The organism is Sphaerochaeta globosa str. Buddy, assembly GCF_000190435.1.
Lineage (GTDB): Bacteria > Spirochaetota > Spirochaetia > Sphaerochaetales > Sphaerochaetaceae > Sphaerochaeta > Sphaerochaeta globosa.
The window spans coordinates 67,303-88,314 of sequence record NC_015152.1 but is presented as its reverse complement, the minus strand read 5'-3'; the positions used below and the strand labels follow the sequence as shown (position 1 = coordinate 88,314).

At 49.7% G+C, this 21,012-nt stretch carries 14 protein-coding genes; 4 read left to right on the top strand and 10 right to left on the bottom strand.

The window, feature by feature from the left end; translation table 11 throughout:
- The first annotated feature begins 16 nt into the window (after nt 1-16).
- Complete coding sequence (locus tag SPIBUDDY_RS15530) at nt 17-736, top strand: GntR family transcriptional regulator (RefSeq protein ID WP_013605770.1); 720 nt, start codon at nt 17-19, stop codon at nt 734-736.
- 135 nt (nt 737-871) lie between these two features.
- Nucleotides 872-1,594, top strand: coding sequence for a 5-deoxy-glucuronate isomerase (locus SPIBUDDY_RS00355; RefSeq protein ID WP_172634175.1), 723 nt, complete (start codon nt 872-874; stop codon nt 1,592-1,594).
- A gap of 45 nt (nt 1,595-1,639) precedes the next feature.
- Here SPIBUDDY_RS00355 and SPIBUDDY_RS00350 read toward each other — a convergent pair whose 3' ends face one another.
- The 5 genes from SPIBUDDY_RS00350 to SPIBUDDY_RS00330 all read right to left on the bottom strand — a co-directional run bounded on the left by SPIBUDDY_RS00350 (nt 1,640) and on the right by SPIBUDDY_RS00330 (nt 6,858).
- Entirely contained in the window at nt 1,640-2,347 is a 708-nt protein-coding gene (locus tag SPIBUDDY_RS00350) for a ribulose-phosphate 3-epimerase (RefSeq protein WP_013605768.1), read from the bottom strand.
- Between the two features lie 125 nt (nt 2,348-2,472).
- Nucleotides 2,473-3,492: a galactose/methyl galactoside ABC transporter permease MglC gene (mglC, locus tag SPIBUDDY_RS00345; RefSeq protein WP_013605767.1), complete on the bottom strand. Its 1,020-nt coding sequence runs from the start codon at nt 3,490-3,492 to the stop codon at nt 2,473-2,475.
- A 9-nt stretch (nt 3,493-3,501) separates the two neighbouring features.
- On the bottom strand, nt 3,502-5,013 hold the full coding sequence (locus SPIBUDDY_RS00340; RefSeq protein WP_013605766.1) for a sugar ABC transporter ATP-binding protein: 1,512 nt from the start codon (nt 5,011-5,013) through the stop codon (nt 3,502-3,504).
- Nucleotides 5,014-5,112: 99 nt separating this feature from the next.
- Nucleotides 5,113-6,126: a galactose ABC transporter substrate-binding protein gene (locus SPIBUDDY_RS00335; RefSeq protein WP_013605765.1), complete on the bottom strand. Its 1,014-nt coding sequence runs from the start codon at nt 6,124-6,126 to the stop codon at nt 5,113-5,115.
- A gap of 264 nt (nt 6,127-6,390) precedes the next feature.
- Nucleotides 6,391-6,858, bottom strand: a complete 468-nt coding sequence (locus SPIBUDDY_RS00330; RefSeq protein WP_013605764.1) for a hypothetical protein — start codon at nt 6,856-6,858, stop codon at nt 6,391-6,393.
- 324 nt (nt 6,859-7,182) lie between these two features.
- On the opposite strand from SPIBUDDY_RS00330, the gene SPIBUDDY_RS00325 reads away from it, so the two are divergent.
- A complete protein-coding gene (locus SPIBUDDY_RS00325; protein ID WP_013605763.1) occupies nt 7,183-7,668 on the top strand; it encodes a PEGA domain-containing protein in 486 nt (161 codons plus the stop codon).
- Between the two features lie 172 nt (nt 7,669-7,840).
- Here the strand turns inward: SPIBUDDY_RS00325 and nifJ are convergent, their stop codons facing one another.
- The 4 genes from nifJ to gdhA all read right to left on the bottom strand — a co-directional run bounded on the left by nifJ (nt 7,841) and on the right by gdhA (nt 17,123).
- On the bottom strand, nt 7,841-11,374 hold the full coding sequence (gene nifJ / locus SPIBUDDY_RS00320) for a pyruvate:ferredoxin (flavodoxin) oxidoreductase (RefSeq protein WP_013605762.1): 3,534 nt from the start codon (nt 11,372-11,374) through the stop codon (nt 7,841-7,843).
- A gap of 168 nt (nt 11,375-11,542) precedes the next feature.
- Nucleotides 11,543-12,754 carry an MFS transporter gene (locus SPIBUDDY_RS00315; RefSeq protein WP_013605761.1) on the bottom strand — a complete coding sequence of 404 codons (1,212 nt, stop codon included), beginning with the start codon at nt 12,752-12,754 and terminating at the stop codon, nt 11,543-11,545.
- Between the two features lie 44 nt (nt 12,755-12,798).
- On the bottom strand, nt 12,799-15,309 hold the full coding sequence (locus SPIBUDDY_RS00310; RefSeq protein ID WP_013605760.1) for an adenosylcobalamin-dependent ribonucleoside-diphosphate reductase: 2,511 nt from the start codon (nt 15,307-15,309) through the stop codon (nt 12,799-12,801).
- 476 nt (nt 15,310-15,785) lie between these two features.
- On the bottom strand, nt 15,786-17,123 hold the full coding sequence (gene gdhA / locus SPIBUDDY_RS00305) for an NADP-specific glutamate dehydrogenase (protein ID WP_013605759.1): 1,338 nt from the start codon (nt 17,121-17,123) through the stop codon (nt 15,786-15,788).
- Between the two features lie 225 nt (nt 17,124-17,348).
- On the opposite strand from gdhA, the gene SPIBUDDY_RS00300 reads away from it, so the two are divergent.
- On the top strand, nt 17,349-20,288 hold the full coding sequence (locus SPIBUDDY_RS00300) for a PEP/pyruvate-binding domain-containing protein (protein ID WP_013605758.1): 2,940 nt from the start codon (nt 17,349-17,351) through the stop codon (nt 20,286-20,288).
- On the opposite strand, the gene SPIBUDDY_RS00295 is transcribed toward SPIBUDDY_RS00300, so the two are convergent.
- Complete coding sequence (locus SPIBUDDY_RS00295) at nt 20,285-20,989, bottom strand: FadR/GntR family transcriptional regulator (RefSeq protein WP_172634174.1); 705 nt, start codon at nt 20,987-20,989, stop codon at nt 20,285-20,287. The genes SPIBUDDY_RS00300 and SPIBUDDY_RS00295 overlap by 4 nt on opposite strands.
- Between the last annotated feature and the right edge of the window lie 23 nt (nt 20,990-21,012).

The window sequence follows — 21,012 nt, the reverse complement described above, 5'->3', positions numbered from 1 at the left end:
CAGTAGGAGTTGAGTGATGGATTGTACCTTATTGATACCCGATTCGTTAAGAAAAACAGCAGTTGAATTAAATAGGTTCTATGCTGAACGTGTCATTGAGTACAATATCGTTACACTCAATCTCCTACCGGGTCAGATGGTCAGTGAGAAAGATTTGGCAGCTCAATTGGAAATCAGTAAAACTCCGGTACATGAAGCTTTAATTGAGTTGTCAAAGAAATCATTGACAAGCATTATTCCCCAGGTTGGAACAAAAATTGCCCTAATCGATATCAAGAAAGTGGAGGCTGTATGCTTTCTTCGGTTTGCAGCTGAAATCGAAATGCTTGAAAAAGCTTTCAACAACATCACACCGAAAGGAATACAACTTTTGCATCGATTGATCGACCAGCAGATGGAAGATGCAAAAAACCTTGACTATCTTCAGTTTCTCGAGGACGATAACGCCCTGCATGCTTTATTGTTTTCAGAAGCAGGCCTTGAAGAGGTTGGTTTCCTGCTGGAACCTTCCATGCCAATCTTCAATCGAGTCAGAATGTTGATTTATAGGAATTTGGACCTTCCAAGAATTATTAGGGAACACACAACACTTGTTGCTTGCCTTCAATCGCGTGATCTCAAGGGAGCAACAGAAATACTCCATCGACACCTTACACACGATGTAGTTCAAGACTTGAACGCGCTCAAACAGAAATTTCCTGAGTATTTCTTGTTTGCGAGCAATAAAGTGTACTGAAGTAACGATGACCATTGTTGACTTTACTTTCTATACATCCCAAAAACCAAGGATTTTTTCATGAAATACAATCATACTTCTCCTTTCATATATGGGTATAATCCCCTTGTTGTAGATAGTCATTATCCTGAGCTCATGGGGCTGAATTTTGCCATCCTCAAATTGGAACAAAAAACAAATTACTGCTTGTCGCTTCAGAAAGAGACGCTTGCCGTTCTCCTAAACGGTTCAATTACCTATACGTGGAACAACCATATCAGAAAAGTACAACGGGACAATCCATTCCATGAAAGCCCCTCTTTGATGCATTTTGATGGTTTTACCGAGTGTAGAATTATCAATGATGGTGATATAGCTTGTGAAATAATTATTATCTCGACGCATAATTCCCGTCATTTTGATGCGAAATTCTTCTTACCTGAGGATTTGGCATCACAAGAAATTGTGGGAGAGACACTATTGGATGGCAAGACAAAGCGCATGAAGCGAGTCTTTTTCGACCGCTCCAACAGACCTGAAACAAACTTGTTCTGTGGGGAATTAGTCAATTTTCCCGGATGCTGGGCATGCTTCCCCCCCCATCTGCATACCGAGCCAGAAATCTATTATTACAGGTTCCTTCCTGAGATGGGATATGGATTCTCAGAGCAGGGTGATGAGGTTTTCAAGGTCAAGCACAATGAATTAGTGGGTATTCCTGATGGAAAGACCCACTCTCAAGTGACTGCCCCAGGATATGCCGGCTATATTTTTTGGGCTCAGAGACTACAGGACAACGGGAAAAACATAGACTACCAATTGGTGGACGAGCATGCCTGGGTTGAAGAGCCGGGAGCGGTTTTCTTTCCCAATCGATAATTTAAAATTCCAATGAGGCAGGATCACTCCTGCCTCACCCGTCTCCTAATATGCATCCCCAATCCAACCTAGCTGCATGGCGTTCGCCGCTTCGGCATTAAAGCGCTTGCAAGCTGCGGTTATTCCATCCGGTTGCTTGAAGATGGTGAAAATCCCCGTGACGATGACATTCGCACCCCGGACGATGCATGGGGTAAGATTAGGGTAATTTATCGCCCCATCCACGTTGATCAGAAAGTCCTGTCCGCTTTCTTTTCGTACTGTTGCCAGATCTTCAACCCGCTTGAGGGTACGGCTCATGAATTGCTGACCTGCAAAACCGGGCTCAACAGCCATCAGGGTAACCATGTCCAGCAAATCCACATACGGCTCGATACTTCTGACACTTTGGGAGGGATTCACCAGTATTCCGCTCTTCATACCGCTCTTTCTAATCGTCTCCAAGGTTCTAATGACAAAGTTTGTGCTGTCTGAGTGGAAGCTGAGGTAGTCCGCCCCTGCATCGCTAAGCCTTTGGATGTAATCCATCGGATTGGTGACCATCATATGCACGTCGAGGGTCAGCTGAGGGTATGCAGCTTTCAAATCGGAGACGATACGGATGGGAAAGTAGAGATTCGGTACGTAATGACCGTCCATCAGGTCTATGTGCATCCAGGTAACGCCGGCATCGACCAGTTCCTGGACGTTGTCCTTCAGTTCCAACAGATTGCAGTTTGCCAAGGAAGGCGAGTTTATTACTACGGGTTTCATGGGTACTCCTTTCGGTGTTCAGTAATACCTTCATGGTACCCAATCCTATTGAAATTTGCCAGTGCTTCTCATGACGTGAAAAGGAGGCAGGATTGCTCCTGCCTCCAAACGTGGAGGAGAAAAGACTACTTCTTTTGTACGTATTTGCGGATATCGAACGATACCGCCGATACAATAATGGCGCCCTTGATGATGTTCTGCCAGTAGGGGTTCACCCCGATAAAGGTCAGGCCATAGTTGATGAAACTGAAAATAATGACACCGGCAATGACTCCGCTCACCGTTCCCACACCACCGGTGGTTGAAACACCACCGACGACACAGGAGGCGATGGCATCGAGTTCATACCCGTTTCCATAGTTGTTTGTTGCACCTCCGGTACGGGCGGCTTCCAAGACACCGGATAGGGAGATAAGGAATCCACATACGCCAAACAGACCAACCAAGGTCTTGGTGATGTTGATGCCGGAGACTGCAGCAGCCTCAGGGTTGCCACCAACAGCATACACGTTCTTCCCGAAAACGGTCTTGTTCAATACAAACCAGACAATAATCGAAACAAGGGCAGCAAAGAGAACAATGACCGGAACAAAACCGATGGAACCTGAACCAAGATAGGTGAAATCAGCTCGGAGTCCTCCGATCGGTTGGCTGTTGTTGGGAGGCATGTTGAAATAGATTGAGTTAATACCGTAGATGATCAACATGGAGGAGAGGGTTGCAATAAAGGCTGGAACCTTGAATTTTGCAACAATCAGACCATTCATCATGCCAAAGAGGGTGCCAACAAATACCGCAAGCAGAATCGGGATGATGATGGGAATCTGTCCCAGATCAGGGTAGAAACGCCGCACGTAATCCGCTGTCTGCAACATGGAAGCAGACACGACAGCCGCCATACCGACCAAACGGCCGCCACCGAGGTCGACACCACCGGTGAGAATGACAAACATCATCCCCAAGGCCATGATAATCTTCGTCGAACTCATCATCAGGATGTCCCGAAGTACCTGCAGGCGCAGAATGCGGGGGTTGATGATGGCAATCACGATAACCAACATCAACAGGACGAGGAAGATTGCCTTGTCCATAACAAATTGTTTCAGACCTTTCTTATTCAATATCGATTTCCCAATGCCTTGCATGCTTTCCCCCTACCCGATGTACTTTGTCGCCAGTTCCATAATTTCTTCCTGACTTGTTTTCTTGCTATCCACAACGCCAGACACACGCCCCTCGCTCATCACCACGATTCGATCAGTCATGCCCAAGAGTTCAGGCATCTCACTGCTGATCATAATCACACCCTTACCCTGGGCTGCAAGCTCACGCATGATAACGTAGATTTCATATTTGGCACCAACGTCGATACCTCTGGTTGGTTCATCAAGAATGAGAATCTCAGGCGTGGTGAGCAGCCAACGTGCAAAGAGCACTTTCTGTTGGTTTCCGCCACTGAGACTCTTGATCAAGGTTCTCGCCGACGGTGTCTTGATATCCAAATCCTTGATGCTCTTCTTGGTGTCGGCAGCCATTTTTGCCGCGTTCAAGAGCCCATTCTTATTCTGATACGAAGTAATGTTGGCTATAACGAGGTTTTCCTGTACCGAAAGGACGGGGAATATCCCCGTTGCTCTGCGCTCCTCGGTGAGCAGCGCCATTCCCAATTTCTTGGCATCATAGGCACTATTGCAATGTACTTGCTTGCCCTTGACGAATAGGCTTCCTTCACTGTGCAACCTAAGGCCGAATACGGCCTCCATGACTTCGGTACGCTGGGCGCCGACCAATCCACCAATACCCAAAATCTCACCCTTGTGAAGGGTAAACGAGACTTGCTTGAAACTCCTGGGATTCGGAGAAGTGTAGTCCTCTATCCGGAGCAACTCGTTGCCGATGTTGCTTTCACCTGAAGGCGGGAACCGATTTGTAAGATCCCGACCAACCATTCGCTTGATAATGCTAGCGGTAGTCAGTTCTTCTGCAGCCCAAGTGCCGACATACTTGCCATCACGCATGATGGTCACTTCATCGGAAATCTTGAGAATCTCCTCCATTTTATGAGAAATATAGATGATTGCAACTCCACGATCCCTCAGTGAGCGGATGATAGTGAAGAGGTGTTCAACCTCATTCTCGGTGAGAGAGGAGCTGGGTTCATCCATGATGATGATTTTTGATTCGTAAGAGACCGCTTTTGCTATCTCAACACTCTGAGCCTTGGAGACTGAGAGCGTACGCAGCAGATCGGTCGGCTGGATGGTGGTGAGATTCAGTTCCTTCAGCAAGGAAGCCGTCATCTCCTCCATTTTCCTGTGATCCACAATAGGGCTCTTTGCCCCCCCGATGCGGGGATACCGGCCAAGCCAGATATTCTCCATCACCGACCGGTAAGGAATGAGATGGAGCTCTTGGTGAATCATGGAGATTCCCAAGCGCAGAGCTTCTTTAACACTAGCAATGGAGACAGGCTGTCCATTGAAGGAAATTTCTCCTTCATCCATGGAGTACAGGCCGAACAGGCATTTCATCAAGGTGGACTTGCCTGCTCCATTTTCACCCATCAGGGCATGCACCGTTCCCGGCCTTACTTTCAAGGTTACGTCGTCCAACGCCTTTACGCCGGGGAACGACTTGGAAACATGGTTCATTTCTAATACATACATGACTTCCCTCGCCTCCCCGGGGTTGCCGGGGTGTAGTCCCTTTAAAAAACCCTCCGGATCATCGAGCAACCCGGAGGGGGAATTTCAACATTTCAAATCTTATTTGAACTGCTTGTAATTTTCCTTGGTGACCTTCTGATAAGGAACCCATACGTACTTGCCATCAGTGATCTTGTAGCCGATGGATGCGTCGGTGGGGGTAATGCCCCTTGCCAAATCATAGGAAAGCATGAAGGTTGCGCGGCCCTGGTTCACAGCGTCGTTGAGGACGGTGCCGAGCAGAGTGCCTTCTTCGAGAGCCTGGAGAGCGGGAGCGGTGGCATCAACACCAACGACGGGCATGAACTTGCCGTCCTTGAAGTAACCGGCAGCCTTCAGGGCTTCGATTGCACCAAGAGCCATATCATCGTTGTTTGCGAAGACTGCTTCAATCTTGTCGCCCTGGCTGGCGATGAAAGCGGCCATTTTTTCCTGTCCCTTCACACGGTCCCACATGCCGGTATCTTCAGCAAGCTTCTGCACCTTGATTCCGTTGTCCTGCAGATTCTTGATGGAGTACTCAGTGCGCAGCTCTGCGTCCTGGTGGCCGGGTTCGCCCTTGAGCATGACATACTGCAGAACGCCGTCGCCATTCTTATCCATGGCTTTGTTGGCTTTCCAGTAATCGGCAATAATCTGGCCACTCATGGTACCGGACTCTTCAGCACGGGCACCAACGTAGTAGATCTTGTCCCACTTTGCCATATCTTCAGCCAAAGGCTCACGGTTGAAGAATACTACGGGAATGTTGGCTTTCTTTGCCTTGTCGATAATTACACCGGCAGCGGTGCGGTCGACAGGGTTGATCTGCATAGCTTTCATACCCTTGGTGATGAACAGGTCGACCTTCTCATTCTGGGTGGCCTGGATGTTCATGGAGTCGACAACCTCAACCTTTGCATCGGTTTCAGCAGCGGCTGCCGTGATGGCATTGCGGACACCAGTCATGAACGTGTCATCAAACTTGTAGATTGCGCATCCGATTTCAACACCTTTGCTCTCACCTTGCCCTTGGGCGAAGACGGGAGTTGCGAGGACGAGTGCCAAGCACATAACGACCAGTAACTTTTTCATAGATCCCTCCTAAATGGATTTTCTCTGTATCCAGTTTTGCATGGTCCTAGCAAGCCGTACATGCAATTTTTTGCTGACAATCTTGGTTTTTTTTCGATTATGCAAAAAACTGCTATACAAGATTCTGAATCCATCCAGTAGGGAGCAATTATTTATTGCTTTCACACTATGAACCTATGAATAAGCTTCAAGATAAGCAAACGATACGTTCAGCTCACACAGCGTGAACGGCGTTCTTTGAGCTAGGCATCACTGAATCGAGGTTTACGTTGTTATAGGCACGTTAAAGGCAACATACTCACCACTTACTTCTATAGTATATCCCGGGAATTCCACGTTCCCATCATTGATCAAGGTAACATAGGTAGGCAAAGAAGCGTTTACCGGAAAATCGATGGATACTGTTTTGTACCCATAACTCAATTCGTCCCCGAAATCGTATTCGATATCAACAATAGTGCGGTAGACGAAGGGGGAAAGCACGATGCCAAACTGCTCATTACCATCCAAGGAATCTGATTCTCTTAATACATAGGAACCAGACGAATCAATTTTCCTTTGGCCATGGGGGACAGCCTGTATAGAGATTCCAATAACCTGAGTATCAGTAGTACCGTTTATCACAAATAATTCACGATTCTTCGGAAAAGGTTCGGCTTCCTTACACCCGACAAACAAAGCAACCACCAGACATAGCAAGAGCGTAAGAAGCAACCATTTTTTCAAACTCATCAGTATCCATCCTCTGTATTGCTTTACATAGTACTGTATCAGTATGGCAAATCATGTGTATTTTGTATTTTATTTTTCCATTTCAATAATACAATTATTGAAAATTACTCCAACAACCATGGTTTACAAAAAACATTCCTGTCTCCTATCGTGTGATTGAAATCTCCTACAAGTAAGTCCTGGCATGAAACGATTCTCCCCTTCTTGGGGAATATCGGAAAGCGGGCGACTACTTTATACTTTGTACAGATAGATATTTTTATTGACTATTAGTATAAAATGCTTTATCTATTAGACGAATAAAATCACTCAAAGGAAGGTCTCATGAAAAAAATTGTCGTAGCAATGTTGGTTCTTGTGTCGCTGCTTGCCCTCACCGGTTGTGCAACTGTAGTCAGTGACAGCACGTATCCGGTTACCATCACCAGTGAACCGCAGGGTGCGAAGATAACCATTACTGATTCTGCAAACAGAGTCGTTTATGTAGGAAGCACTCCTGCATCAGTGTCCTTGGAAGCAGGATCGGGGTTCTTCTCAAAAGCCTCCTACACCATCAAGTTCGAGAAAGCAGGATTCGAACCATCCCTCTATACCCTCACCAGCACCATCGATGGTTGGTATTGGGGAAACCTGTTGGTCGGAGGGGTCTTGGGCATGGTAATCATCGACCCGATGACCGGTGCCATGTGGAAGCTCGATCCCACGGTCTTCGTCGAGCTTGAGAGTACCCAATCCGGGTTGACTGTCTCGGTAATGGATGTGAACAACGCTCCTGAGAGCTGGAAATCTGCCATGGTTCGTATCAGCTAGTGGTTTTCACGTACAGCAAAGCCTTGGCTCTTTGGAGTCAAGGCATTTTTTTCCCCTGTCGTTTGCATGGATTCAGTCTTTCGTTCTCTCTTTGCTTCACAGCATCTCGGAAGACGCCTGCAAAGAGGGCTGCCTTCCGGCAGCCCTCGTAACAAACAATTGGTGATGAAGCTTACATCAAAGGACCAAGTTTCTCGAAGAAACTCCAGCGCTTGTGTGCATCTTCCTCAGCCAAGGCAAACAGCCTTTCAGCATTCTCAGGGTTGGTCTTGTACAGAGAGGTGTAACGGACCTCGCCCTTGATGAAATCCTGGAAGGAACCGGTAATCGGTTTGGCATCCCAGCTGAATCTCTTGCCTTCCTCCATTGAAGGATTGAAGCGATAGAGCGGCCAGTAACCAGCTTCTACTGCCTTCTTCTCCTCAACCTGGCTGAAACGCATGTTCATACCGTGGTTGATACAGGGAGCATAACAGAAGATGATCGAGGGACCCTTCCAAGCTACAGCTTCCTGCAGAGCCTTTTGGGCATGCAAGCGGTTGGAGCCGAGAGCGATGGATGCAACATAGGCATGTCCGTAGGTCATGCACATGAAGCCCATGTTCTTCTTGCCGATTTCCTTACCAGCATTTGCAAACTTGGCAACTGCTGCGATCGGAGTGGCCTTGGAAGCCTGTCCACCGGTATTGGAGTACACTTCGGTATCGAGCACCAGGATGTTGACGTTTCTGCCGGAGGCAACAACGTGGTCAACACCACCGTAACCGATATCGTAGGCCCATCCGTCACCACCGATGATGAAGACAACCTTGTCAGCAAAGTAGTCCTTCAGCTCCTCGATCTTGACAAGCACTGCCTTCTGCTCGGCATTGGCAGCAGCCATAGCCTCAGGAAGAGCAGCCTGAACAGCCTTCTGAGCTGCGTTGGCAGCATCGGAGGACACATCCCACAGTTCAAGGGACTTCTCGATTGCACTCTTCAGGGCTTCGGTGGTACCGAGGGCAAAGAGCTGGTCGATGTAAATGCGAAGCTGTTCGCGGTTGGAGTCAACGGCAAGGCGCATACCCAAACCATACTCAGCGTTGTCCTCGAAGAGGCTGTTGCCCCATGCCGGACCCTGTCCATCACTCTGCCTAACGGTGTAGGGAGTGGTCGGGAAGGTACCGCTGTAGATGGAGGAACAACCGGTTGCGTTGGCGACAATCATGCGGTCACCGCAAATCTGGCTTACCATCTTCACATACGGGGTCTCACCACAACCTGCGCAAGCACCGGAGAACTCAAAGAGCGGCTGCTTGAACTGCAGACCCTTGATCGAGGTCTCAGGAGCACCATCGAGTACGTCATACGGCAGAGTTTCGAAGAACTCGGCATTAGCAACTTCACCAGCTGCACGCTCGGTTGCAATCGGGCTGAGCTCGAGGGACTTGACCTTGGAAGGACAGGTCTCAACGCAAACTCCACAACCCTGGCAATCCTCGGTGTAGATCTGAATCTTGAACTGGAGGTTTCTGTCATTCTTGGTACCGGACTTCAGAGTCTTGAAGGTTTCTGGAGCGCCTTCGAGATCCTTCGGGTCGATCTGCTTTGCACGAATGGCAGCGTGAGGACAAGACTGTACGCACTGGTTGCACTGAATACAGTTCTCAGAAATCCAGTGAGGAATGAAAGGAGCGACGCCGCGCTTCTCAAACTTGGCGGTTGAGGTCGGCAGGCTTCCGTCGAATGACATCTTGGAAACAGGAATATCATTGCCCTTCAGGTGCATGATGGGTTCCATGATATCCTTTGCAAAGTCATCGGCATCGGCGGGAATCAGGCGGGCAGGCTCATAGCTCTTGGTAATCTTTGCAGGAATGACAACCTGGTGCAGAGCGTCGCTTGCGCCATCGATGGCTGCCCAGTTCTGCTTGACGATGTCTTCACCCTTCTTGATGAAGGTCTTCTTGACATACTGCTTGACCAAGTCAATGGCCTCAGTCTCGGGAAGAACTTCGCTGATCTTGAAGAAAGCAGCCTGCATAACCGTGTTGATACGGCTTCCAAGCCCGGCTTTCTCTGAGATTTCCAGAGCGTTGATGTTGTAGAAACGAATCTTCTTCTCGATGATCTGTTCCTGCATCTCGCGGGTAAGGTGCTCAAACACTTCGTCGGAGGGAATCTGGCTGTTGAGCAGGAAGACACCACCCTTCTTAAGCGGGCCGAGCATGTCATAACGACCGATGTAGGCCGGATTGTGACAAGCAACAAAGTCAGCATGGTCGATCAACCACGGCATATCCAGAGAGCTCTTGCCGAAGCGCAGGTGACTGACAGTAATACCACCGCTCTTCTTGGAGTCGTAGGAGAAGTAAGCCTGTGCATTAAGGTCGGTATTGTCGCCGATGATCTTGATGGAGTTCTTGTTTGCGCCGACGGTACCGTCAGAGCCAAGGCCCCAGAACATGCAGGATACCACACCCTTGGGAGAAACGTTGATGTTCTCACTTACAGGGATGGAACGATTGGTTACGTCATCGTTGATGCCAACGGTGAAGTTGCTGAAGGCCTTGCCTGCGAGGTGTTCATAGACAGCCTTTGCGTGGCTGGGGGTGAAATCCTTGCTGGACAAACCAAAGCGGCCGCCGATAACCTTCATGTCGGTTCTGCCCATCTGACTGAGGGCGGTGATGACATCCTGGTAAAGGGGCTCGCCCAGGGAACCGGGTTCCTTGGTGCGGTCAAGCACTGCAATGCGCTTTACCGATGCGGGAATGGCCTGTACAAAATGCTTTGCACTGAACGGGCGATAGAGGCGTACCTTCAATACACCAGTCTTGCCACCCTTTTCGTTCAGGTAGTCGCTGGCCCATTCGAAGGTGTCGGCACCACTTCCCATAACAATGACGATATCGGTTGCATTGGGATCGCCGACATAGTCGAAGAGGTGGTAGGGGCGACCGGTAAGCTGGGAAACCTGGTCCATATACTTCTGCACCATTTCAGGAAGTGCTTCATAGTAGGCGTTGACGGTCTCACGACCCTGGAAGTAAACGTCCTCGTTCTGTGCAGCTACCTTCAACTTCGGGTGCTCGGGGCGCATGGCGCGCTCGCGGAAGCGACGGACATACTCTTCATTTACCAGCGGCTTGAGCTCTTCATAGGTAATCTCTTCGACCTTCTGCAGCTCATGGGAGGTTCTGAAACCATCGAAGAAGCTGAGGAATGGTACTTGAGCCTCGAGAGTTGCCAGATGAGCAACCAAGGACATGTCCATGGTCTCCTGTACGTTGTTTGCACAGGTCATGGCAAAGCCGGTATTGCGGCAGGACATGACGTCGGAATGATCGCCGAAAATTGAGAGAGACTGTGCAGCAAGAGATCTTGCAGACACGTGAAAAACGGTAGGAATCATTTCGCCAGCAATCTTATGCATGTTGGGGATCATCAAGAGCAATCCCTGACTAGCAGTGAAGGTGGTGGTCAAAGCACCAGCAGACAGAGCGCCGTGAACGGCACCAGCCGCGCCAGCCTCGGACTGCATTTCCATGATCTCTACCTTCTTACCCCAGAGGTTCTTGCGGCCGGTGCTGGCCCAAGAATCAGCAAACTCTCCCATCGGAGAGGAGGGGGTGATCGGATAGATTGCGGCTACTTCACTGAAGGCATATGCAATATGCGCTGCAGCAGTGTTACCGTCAATAGTAACCCTTTTTTTGTTACCCATTTTGACACTCCATAAAACAGTATTTGATGCGACCCTGAAGGGGTCACCCTATGCACACACAAAAAAAAATCCACACAGATTTTCCCAACAATCATAATAAACCAATAAGGATTCGTTTGCAACCTTGTCCAGATTGAATTCCTTTATTAGTAGTCCTTTAGCAGTATATCAATGCTTTAAGTATTTATTTAGTGCAATATAACCGAGCCCAAGCAGAAAACAAAGCCCTGCTGCAAGCATCCACAATTGACGGTAACCGGTGACAAGCAGTACAAAGCCGCCCAAGGTGGGAGAAACCGAGTGACCCAGGCTCGAAAACACATGCAAATAGGCATTGCTCTGCGAGCGCAGGCGCGGGTCGGCATAGGCATTGAGAAATACATTGGAGTTCGTAGCCATCAGAATCTCACCAAGAGTCCAGATGCAGGTTGCCACAAGAAACATAGTATACAGCGAGCAAAAGGCATACATCAAATACCCAGCCACATACAACAGCAAAGCCAAGGCCATAGAAACCAGTTGACCCAACCGATGGGTCCAGGCAGTAAGCAAGGTTGTACACACCAGGACCACCACTGCATTGACCATCATGAGCGTTGCATACCGATTTGCACCCAGAAGTTCTCCATACAAGGAAGTGAATTGCAGCGGAAGCGTAAATGAGTTCTGGGCATACGTCAGTGAGTATACGGCACTGAAGGAGAAGAAAAGCCAAAGAATAGGAGGAATATGAGCCTTGGATTTCCCTGCATCGTCATGTATCTGTACCTCAGTATGCTTGTTGGGCACGGTAATGAGCAGCAACAACGTCGAAAGTAACAACAGAACAGCTGAGAAGCTGAACAGCAGCAACAATGAACGCGCATAGAGCAGCGAAGCAGCCATCGGACCTAATGCCACCCCGATATTGGTCCCAAGATACAACAGGCTGAAAGAGTGGGAAAGCCGTCCCTGCGGGCTGAAATCGGCAACCATGGTATTGGTCAAGGGGGCGGTACCCCCACGGAAAGGACTGGCTACAAGAATGAGATAGGGAATAAGGTTTGGACGGATAACGAATGAAATGGCACACAAGAGATACGAAAGGCTCACCATTATTTGACAAAGCACCAACAACGGTTTCTTGCCCCACTTGTCGGCGGCCATGCCGATAGCCATCTGCCCAACCATGGTTGCAATGACGCTCGCTGAAACAAAGAGTCCGGCATCCTTAGGAGAAAGCCCAAGTTTGCCTGTGAGAATCAGGACCAACAACAACTGTACAAAATCGCCGAACCGGTTGATGATCCGAATGGCAAACAGCGAATAGATACTGGTTCCCAAGCCCTTGTAGACAGAAAACCCCGCCAACAAAGGACGGGGTTGTCGAAATTTGTTCATGCTACCCTACCCGAAATAGAGCGTACGGATAGGACAGCTTTTGGTCAACACTCGCTATGTCCGCAAGAGAAACATTTCTTGCAACCTTCAATATTGACGAAGGTGACATTACCACAAATCGGGCAAATATCCGGCTTCACGCTGGCTGAAGTGGAGCTAAGGCCCAAGTCAAGCTGACCGGCATCCTCTACTTCATCCTCTTCATCGGGAAGACGGGAAGCTTCCTTCTGGCTGTCGGACGAGCCGATATGCTGCTGCAGCACCTGAGCCACAGCATCAGGCAGACTCATGACGCGGTTCTTTCCAAAACCCATCGACCTGCCGCTGCCGATTCCCGACAACTGGGCGATAATCGCCTGGGCTCTCTGGTCCGGTGTCAGCGGAGAAGGCATGCGCAGCATCAGGCTGATCAGCCTGCCCAGGCCCTCTGCATCGGCGGCCACATCGGAACCGACCTTCGCCACGTTGATGAAAACCTCGAAAATATCGCTGGGATCGGGGCCGTCACAGTTGACGGTGATGTACGCAGTCCCGATCGGGGTTGCCTTGCGGTAGGTCGTCCCCTGCAATACCGTAGAGCGCACTCTCGGTTTGGGTTCGGTAGAACGAGAAACCACCAGCTTCTCTTCCTTCAACTCCTCTTTCTCTTCCTTCTTGGCCGTCAAAACTTGCGTGTCTCGTGAACCATCACGATAGGTAGTACCGCCCTTGCATCCCAAATCATAGAGCAACTCATAGAGCTTTCCGGTCTGCTCGATGGTGTATTCCTTGGGAGTGTTGCCTGTCTTGGAAATCGAAGAATCGACCCACTTCTGAATTGCGGCCTGCACCTTCACATGCCCTTCAGGGGCAAGGTCCATAGCGGAAACAAAGTAGGCGGGCTTCTTCTGTCCTGGATGGGCTTTCACCCAATCGTCGTAGACTTTCACCCGTTCGATGTTCGATCCCATTCTGCCGGTTCTTTCCCATTCCCAGAAGTAGTAGGGCTCGATACCGGTGGAGGTATTCACCATCGTACCGGTGGTACCTGTAGGAGCCTGGGTCAAAAGCGTAACGTTTCTGAGGCCCTGCTTGCGTACCTTGGTACAAATTTCCTCGGGCATCTGCTTCATGAAACCGCTCTGAAGGAGCTTCTCGGCATCGAAGAAGGGGAAACTGCCCTTCTCTTTTGCAAGGTCGCTGCTCTCACTGTAGGACTCTATGCAGATGAACTTGTACAGCTCCTCGATGAAGGTCAGCGACTCTTCACTGCCGTACGGCAACTCCATTTTGATCAGCATGTCTGCAAGACCCATGGTACCCAACCCGATTCTCCGCTCCGAGAGCTGCTGCTTCTTGTTCTCTTCAAAGAAATAGGGAGTATCGTCGATGACGTTGTCCAAGAATCTCACTGCTGCACGGACGGCTCTGCCCAAGTCCTTATACAACACCTTCTTGTTCTCAACGAAACGGCTGAGGTTGATTGATCCGAGGTTGCAGACGCCCCAAGGAGGAAGTCCCTGCTCACCACAAGGGTTTGTACTCTGGATGGTGGAGTAGTACCAGGAATTGGACATCTTGTTGTAACGGTCGATGAAGAAAACACCAGGCTCGGCACTTGCCCAGGCGCTCTCGACAATTGCATCCCAGATTTTTTTTGCTTTCTGCGTCTGGTACACCACAACCTTGTGGCCGTTTGCCTTCCATTTGTTGATGTCCCCATCCCACTCAGTGTTGTAAGCCGGATCGGTGGTATCGGGAAAATACGTGTCCCAGTTTGCATCCTTGCGCACTGCTTCCATAAAGTCATCGGTAATGCCGACACTGATGTTGGCATTGGTGATTTTTCCCATCTCGCGCTTGGAATTGATGAAATCAATAATGTCCGGATGCCAAACATTGAGAATCAGCATCAAAGCCCCGCGACGGGACCCTCCCTGCTCAATCAGGCCGGTGACGAAGCTGAAGAGCCCGCCCCAGCTTACCGAACCACTGGACCGGCCATTGACGCCTTTGACATAACTGTGTCGGGGTCTGAGTGAGGATATGTTCATCCCAACTCCGCCGCCGCGGCTCATAATTTCGGTCATCTGTCCCAGTGAGGCAATGATGCCACCACGACTGTCCTTCGGGGAAGGGATCACATAACAGTTGAAATAGGTCAGGTTCTGATCCGTTCCTGCTCCGGTAAGAATCCTGCCTCCAGGGACGAACTTCCAGTCCTCCAGGAGCCAATTGAACTCTGTTTCCCATTGCGTTCGAACCTCCTGCTTCTCGATGGAAGCAATACCTTTCGCTACACGGGCCAGCATCTGAGCGGGATCGATTTCAAGAGGCTTATCCACATCCTCACGCTTGACGTTCAGGACGATGCCATCATCGAGTTTGACCGTAATACCATCGGCAGCCTTCAGCTCGGTGACCACACCGATCTCCCGCTGTCCGGTTTTTGGATTGCTTACGGCAACCACGACATCCCCAACCTTCAGCGTTTCTTTCTTAACATCTTTCAACGCATACCGGTCAAGAAAAATCTTGCGACCCAATGCACTCAATTCATTCTTTGCAGAGCTCATGTAATCCCTCTATATGTAAAATTTAGGTGAATAATTATTCCCATTTCCCGCCCCCTTTTTCAGAGGGTAAGCTAAAGGGTCGACCATCGTCGACCCTCATTTACCATAGCATGGAGAAGTAAAGTTGGCAAGGCATGATTACAACATTTATAGTGCACATAAAGTTGAATAACGCTATATATAGTGTTATATAGGTTTTATAGCACTTAGGTATCGACTCTTAAAAAAAGTGTATCGGAAAGGACGGAAAGGGTCAAATAGGAAAATGATAACTCATGCCAATTCCTTGCAAGCTATACCCCAGACACCCCAAGAGACGTACTGGATTCCTCCCCCTATCAAAGTGATTCTTCAGCACAATCCGATGAGTATCAGCCCCGATATCCATACAATTTTGTCTTGGCCCTAGTGGTTAAAAAGAGAGCCTTCCAAACTGGAAGACTCTCTTGATACACAATCCCAAAGGGAAATTTTCACTAATACCCGAGCTGTACCATGGCATCGGCAACCTTCTTGAAGCCTGCAATGTTTGCACCCTTCACGTAGTTGACGTACCCGTCTTCTTCCTTGCCCTCGGTGACGCACGACTGATGGATCTTGACCATGATGGAGTACAGTTTCTCATCCACTTCCTCAGCGCTCCAGGAAAGATGCATGGCATTCTGACTCATCTCAAGGCCCGAAACCGCAACACCACCGGCATTGGCAGCCTTGCCGGGAGCGAAAGGAATTCGCGCATCGATCAGATAGTTAACGGCATCGGCCTGGCAACCCATGTTGGATGTCTCAACCACATACTTCACACCGTTCGCTACCAAGGTCTTCGCATCCTCAAGACTCAGCTCATTCTGAATGGCACAGGGGAAGGCCAGGTCAACCGGGACCTCCCAAGGCTTCTTACCAGCTACGAACACGGCGCCAAACTTCTTAGCATAGGGTGCGACCACATCGTTGTTGGAGGTGCGCAGATAATTCATGTACGCCCACTTCTCAGCGGTGCCCACGCCATCCTTGTCATAGATATACCCGTCGGGTCCGCTGATGGTCACCACCTTCGCTCCCAGCTGGGTTGCCTTCACGGCAGCCCCCCAGGCCACGTTGCCGAAACCACTGACAGAGACAGTTTTTCCTTCCAGGCTGTCACCTTTGGCTTCAAGCATCGCCTTGGCAAAGTACATCGTCCCATAACCGGTGGCCTCTGGACGAACCAGTGAACCGCCAAATCCGAGACCCTTGCCGGTCAACACGCCGGTATTCTCGCTTCTGATACGCTTGTACTGGCCATACAGGAAACCGATTTCCCTGGCACCCACCCCGATGTCCCCTGCAGGAACGTCGGTATCGGGACCGATATATTTTTGCAGTTCAGTCATGAAGGATCGACAGAAACGCAAAATTTCTGCATCACTCTTGCCGCGGGGGTTGAAATCACTTCCACCCTTACCGCCGCCCATCGGCAGTGTAGTAAGGCTGTTTTTCAAAGTTTGCTCGAAACCAAGGAATTTCAAGGAACCAAGGGTTACACTTGAGTGGAACCTAAGGCCTCCCTTGTAGGGTCCGATTGCATTATTGAACTGCACCCGGTATCCCCGATTAACCTGCAAATTCCCCTCATCGTCTTCCCATTCGACGCGGAACATATACACACGATCGGGCTCAGTCATTCGTTCCAGAATCCGATGTTTTTCATAGACCGGATTGTCATTGACTACATCGATGACACTCTCTAAAACCTCTTTCACAGCCTGAATAAACTCAGGTTGGGCTGGATTCTTCCGCTCTAGTTCTTCCATTAAAGCATCAAGGCTATACATACTTGGATTTGTCTCCTTCGACTCCGCAATAAAAGGCGTTGCTTGTGTAAAAAGGGTAAACCCGACAATTCAATCTGTCAATGTTTAAATTGAGTTAACCATTAGTATATTTTTAATAATTACTCGATTATTCAAATTTCTGTATAGTTTTTGAATTTTTTATCAACTTTAAGCCAACTTCGAAATTCTATTCAAAACCCAAGTGGGCATGCTACACTATTTCGTATGTATACCCTCGATCCGACTTGGTTGCCGTTCACCAACCTCATGCTGAAACATATTTACAACGTATTGCTTATTTGCAATGACTATGACCGCTTCCTTCTTGAAGAGGATGGAAGGGTGGAAGAAGAACTGTATCTGGAATACACCCAGCTCGGTTTGAACAACCCACCAAAGATCACCCATACCAGCAGCGGGGAGGAAGCCCTCAAGCTCATCGGGGAACGCAAGTACGAACTGGTCATCACCATGCTCGATCTCGGCCCTGAATCGGTGGAGCAACTAGCTTCTTCCATCAAGGCTTTGGACAAGGAGATGCCGGTCATCGCCCTTTCTCCCTCATCCAGCCACCGACGCAACAAGTTGATCAAGGGCTCGGACTGCCAGGACATCGACTATTTCTTCTATTGGCAGGGTGACCCCACCATTTTTCTGGCTATGATCAAGCTGGTCGAGGATAGGATGAACCTCGACCACGATACCAACGAAGCCGATGTGCAGGTCATCATCCTGGTCGAGGATTCAATCCGCTTCTACTCTTCCTACCTTCCCATGATGTACACCTGCCTAATCCAACAGAATCGTTCAGCCATCCTGGAGGCACTGAACAACTGGGGAAAAACACTCAGAATGCGCGGTCGTCCCAAAATTGTCCTTGCCAGGACGTATGAGGAAGCGATGCAGCTGTACACAACCTATCGGCACAACATTCTGGGCATTATTACCGATATGTCCTACCTTCACCTAAAAGAGCAGGATAAGTATGCAGGCCTTGCATTGACCCAGGTAGTCCTTGCACAGGATCCCGAGATTCCCATCCTGGTGCAGAGCAGCGATGCCAATGCCCGGGAAATGGCTGAGGACAGCGGGGCTCATTTCATCTGGAAAAACAGTTCCTCGTTGTTGTTCGAACTGAATAAGTTCATGACCAGCCACTATGGCTTCGGCCCCTTCATCTTCCGCGATCCCAAGACCATGGAGGAGATTGCCCGAGCAGAAACCATGCGCGATTTGCAACGAATCCTCCCCTCCATACCCGAGGAGAGTTTTGACTTTCATTGCCGCCGTAATGAGTTCTCCCGTTGGCTCAGGGCGCAGAGTCTGTATACTCTGGCAGCCAGGATCAAAGGACTCCAAATACCTGTGCATGGACATGCCAAAGAAGTCCAGCAGCAACTGATTGAAATCATCCGAACCTACCGAAGCGAGCGGACCAAGGGTGTCATCGCCCAATTCAGCAGAAACAACTATGATGAAACCCTCTTCTTCAGCCGTATCGGAGGAGGGTCGCTGGGAGGCAAAGGCCGAGGCCTTGCCTTCATCGACATGGTCCTCAGGGCTGCCAAATTGCAGGAAAAGTATCCACAAGTCTACCTCTCCATCCCGCGAACGGTAATAGTTACCACCGATCAGTTCACCCAGTTCATCGAGGAGAACAACCTTAAGGACATCACCACTGCAGACCTCCCGGACGAGACCTTGCTGAAAATCTTCCTTTCCAAACCTTTGTCCTCGGAACTGGTACTCAACCTCGCCGAAATCATCCAAGTCATCCATCAACCCATTTGTGTACGCTCCTCCAGCCTGCTGGAGGATTCACACTACCAACCCTTTGCCGGGGTGTATGAAACCTGCATGCTTCCCAACAAAGGCGATGACAGGATTCGGCTCGATGAGTTATGCGATGCAGTGAGGGCTGTATGGGCCTCCACCTACTTCAGAAGTGCTAAGGAATATCTCAAAGCGACCGAGCATATGCTGGAGGATGAGAAAATGGCGGTCGTCATCCAACAGGTCATCGGCAGCGAACACGGCTCGTATTGGTACCCGAATATCAGCGGTGTTGCACGGTCGCTGAACTACTACCCCCTTGGCGGTGAAAAACCGGAGGACGGGGTGGGCATGCTCAGTTTCGGCTTCGGTAAGTCGGTGGTGGACAACGGATCGGCCCTTCGCTTCTCCCCCGCCCATCCCAAACGGCCCGCCCAGTTTTTGGGAGGTGATCAGACCAGCAGCCAACGAACCTTCTATGCCCTGAATCTCCAACATGGATACCACCCTCTTGAGGAAGGCGGACTGGAAAACCTTGAGCTCTTGGACCTCAGTGAGGCGGAACATCATCCCCAGGCACTCAAGTACATAGCCAGCACCTTTGATATGGCCAGCGGAACGCTCAGCGAGTCGGTGAAGGCCGAAGGACAAAAAGTCATAACCTTCAATGGAATACTGAAGTACGACGCATTCCCGCTGGCAAGCATTGTCAAGGAGATTGTAAATCTCGGAACCCAAGCCATGGGAAAGCCGGTGGAAATCGAATTTGCCGTCAATCTCAACCGGGCGGCCCCCAAGAAACAGGAGTTCAGCCTTCTGCAGATCAGACCCATTGCCGCAGGAAATGAAGAAAGTGATGTATGCATTTCCGATGAGGAGAAAAGCCTGGCCGCAGTCTACTCAACCGTCGTAATGGGAAACGGCAAGATTGAGGACATCCAAGATTTGATTTACCTGAAAGTAGACCGCTTCGACGCTTCCAGAATGAAGGATATGGCAAAGGAACTGGACAAGCTCAATGCAGCGATGGTTCTTGCCGAAAAAGACTACGCTCTCTTGGTGGCAGGAAGGCTCGGATCTTGCGATCCTTGGCTGGGAATCCCGGTCACCTGGTCGCAAATTTCCCGCTCCAAGGTAATCATTGAAACCGGGCTGAAAGGATTCCAGGTAGAACCCAGCCAGGGAACGCACTTCTTTCAGAATATGACCAGTCTGGGTTGCATGTACTTGACCATCAATCCCGATCACCGTTCCGGCAGACTTGACTTGGAGAAGCTGAAACAACTGGAAGTCTATGACGAAACCGAGCATTTCATCCATGCCCGCACGCAAAAGCCTTTGATCATCAAGGTAAATGGATTCAAGGGAGAAGGGGTGGTTCTCGCAGATTAACCAGCCCTATGCACAGCCTCGTAGCCGGAAATCCAGATGGCGGTATGCTCTCTGACAGCCTCTACCGCTTTCTCACTGTCACGATCCATGATCGACTGGTGCAGATGCTGGTGCACCTCATCGACTCCGGTGTGGATTGGATTGATGGTTTTGGTAAAGAGCTCGATGACAAAATTGTAGATGTTCTCCACAATGCTGTTGTGCGAAAAACGGGCTAGCAAGCGATGATACCGCAAATCAAGCGAACCGGCATGCTGGGCCGATGCGTCTGGTTTAGCCAGCTCGGCTTGGAACTTCTGCATGGTCTGGTCCAAAAGGACCAGCTCCTCATCGCTCGCACTCTCTATGACAAGCTTGACGATTCCTTCCTCAAGCAGCTGTCTTACCTGGGTCAAGGACTTGTAGTCCCTATCCTGGACCAGAATCTGAAAGAGCTGGGGGTCGAACAGACGCTTGTTGGAGGCACTGGAAACATAGGTTCCATACCCTTGCTTAATCTCAACCACCCCGTAGGCAGAGAGAATTTTCAATGCTTCACGTACCGTACCCCGACCAACCTTCAGGCTTTCTGCAAGGGAGATTTCATTGGGAATCATATCCCCGGGGGTCAATTTCTGCTCGATCAACAGGGCTTTGATCTTCTCGATCACCCCTTCAACCGCAGAAGGACGAGCCTCGCGGACTGCGAAAATATCTTCCATGAGAAAGTCCCCCCCCCTAACGA

Bases quoted from the DNA above. Each gene is read 5' to 3' on its own strand.
- SPIBUDDY_RS15530 (WP_013605770.1), top strand. From the start codon at position 17: ATGGATTGTACCTTATTGATACCCGATTCGTTAAGAAAAACAGCAGTT.
- SPIBUDDY_RS00355 (WP_172634175.1), top strand. From the start codon at position 872: ATGGGGCTGAATTTTGCCATCCTCAAATTGGAACAAAAAACAAATTAC.
- SPIBUDDY_RS00350 (WP_013605768.1), bottom strand. From the start codon at position 2,347: ATGAAACCCGTAGTAATAAACTCGCCTTCCTTGGCAAACTGCAATCTG.
- mglC (WP_013605767.1), bottom strand. From the start codon at position 3,492: ATGCAAGGCATTGGGAAATCGATATTGAATAAGAAAGGTCTGAAACAA.
- SPIBUDDY_RS00340 (WP_013605766.1), bottom strand. From the start codon at position 5,013: ATGTATGTATTAGAAATGAACCATGTTTCCAAGTCGTTCCCCGGCGTA.
- SPIBUDDY_RS00335 (WP_013605765.1), bottom strand. From the start codon at position 6,126: ATGAAAAAGTTACTGGTCGTTATGTGCTTGGCACTCGTCCTCGCAACT.
- SPIBUDDY_RS00330 (WP_013605764.1), bottom strand. From the start codon at position 6,858: ATGAGTTTGAAAAAATGGTTGCTTCTTACGCTCTTGCTATGTCTGGTG.
- SPIBUDDY_RS00325 (WP_013605763.1), top strand. From the start codon at position 7,183: ATGAAAAAAATTGTCGTAGCAATGTTGGTTCTTGTGTCGCTGCTTGCC.
- nifJ (WP_013605762.1), bottom strand. From the start codon at position 11,374: ATGGGTAACAAAAAAAGGGTTACTATTGACGGTAACACTGCTGCAGCG.
- SPIBUDDY_RS00315 (WP_013605761.1), bottom strand. From the start codon at position 12,754: ATGAACAAATTTCGACAACCCCGTCCTTTGTTGGCGGGGTTTTCTGTC.
- SPIBUDDY_RS00310 (WP_013605760.1), bottom strand. From the start codon at position 15,309: ATGAGCTCTGCAAAGAATGAATTGAGTGCATTGGGTCGCAAGATTTTT.
- gdhA (WP_013605759.1), bottom strand. From the start codon at position 17,123: ATGTATAGCCTTGATGCTTTAATGGAAGAACTAGAGCGGAAGAATCCA.
- SPIBUDDY_RS00300 (WP_013605758.1), top strand. From the start codon at position 17,349: ATGTATACCCTCGATCCGACTTGGTTGCCGTTCACCAACCTCATGCTG.
- SPIBUDDY_RS00295 (WP_172634174.1), bottom strand. From the start codon at position 20,989: ATGGAAGATATTTTCGCAGTCCGCGAGGCTCGTCCTTCTGCGGTTGAA.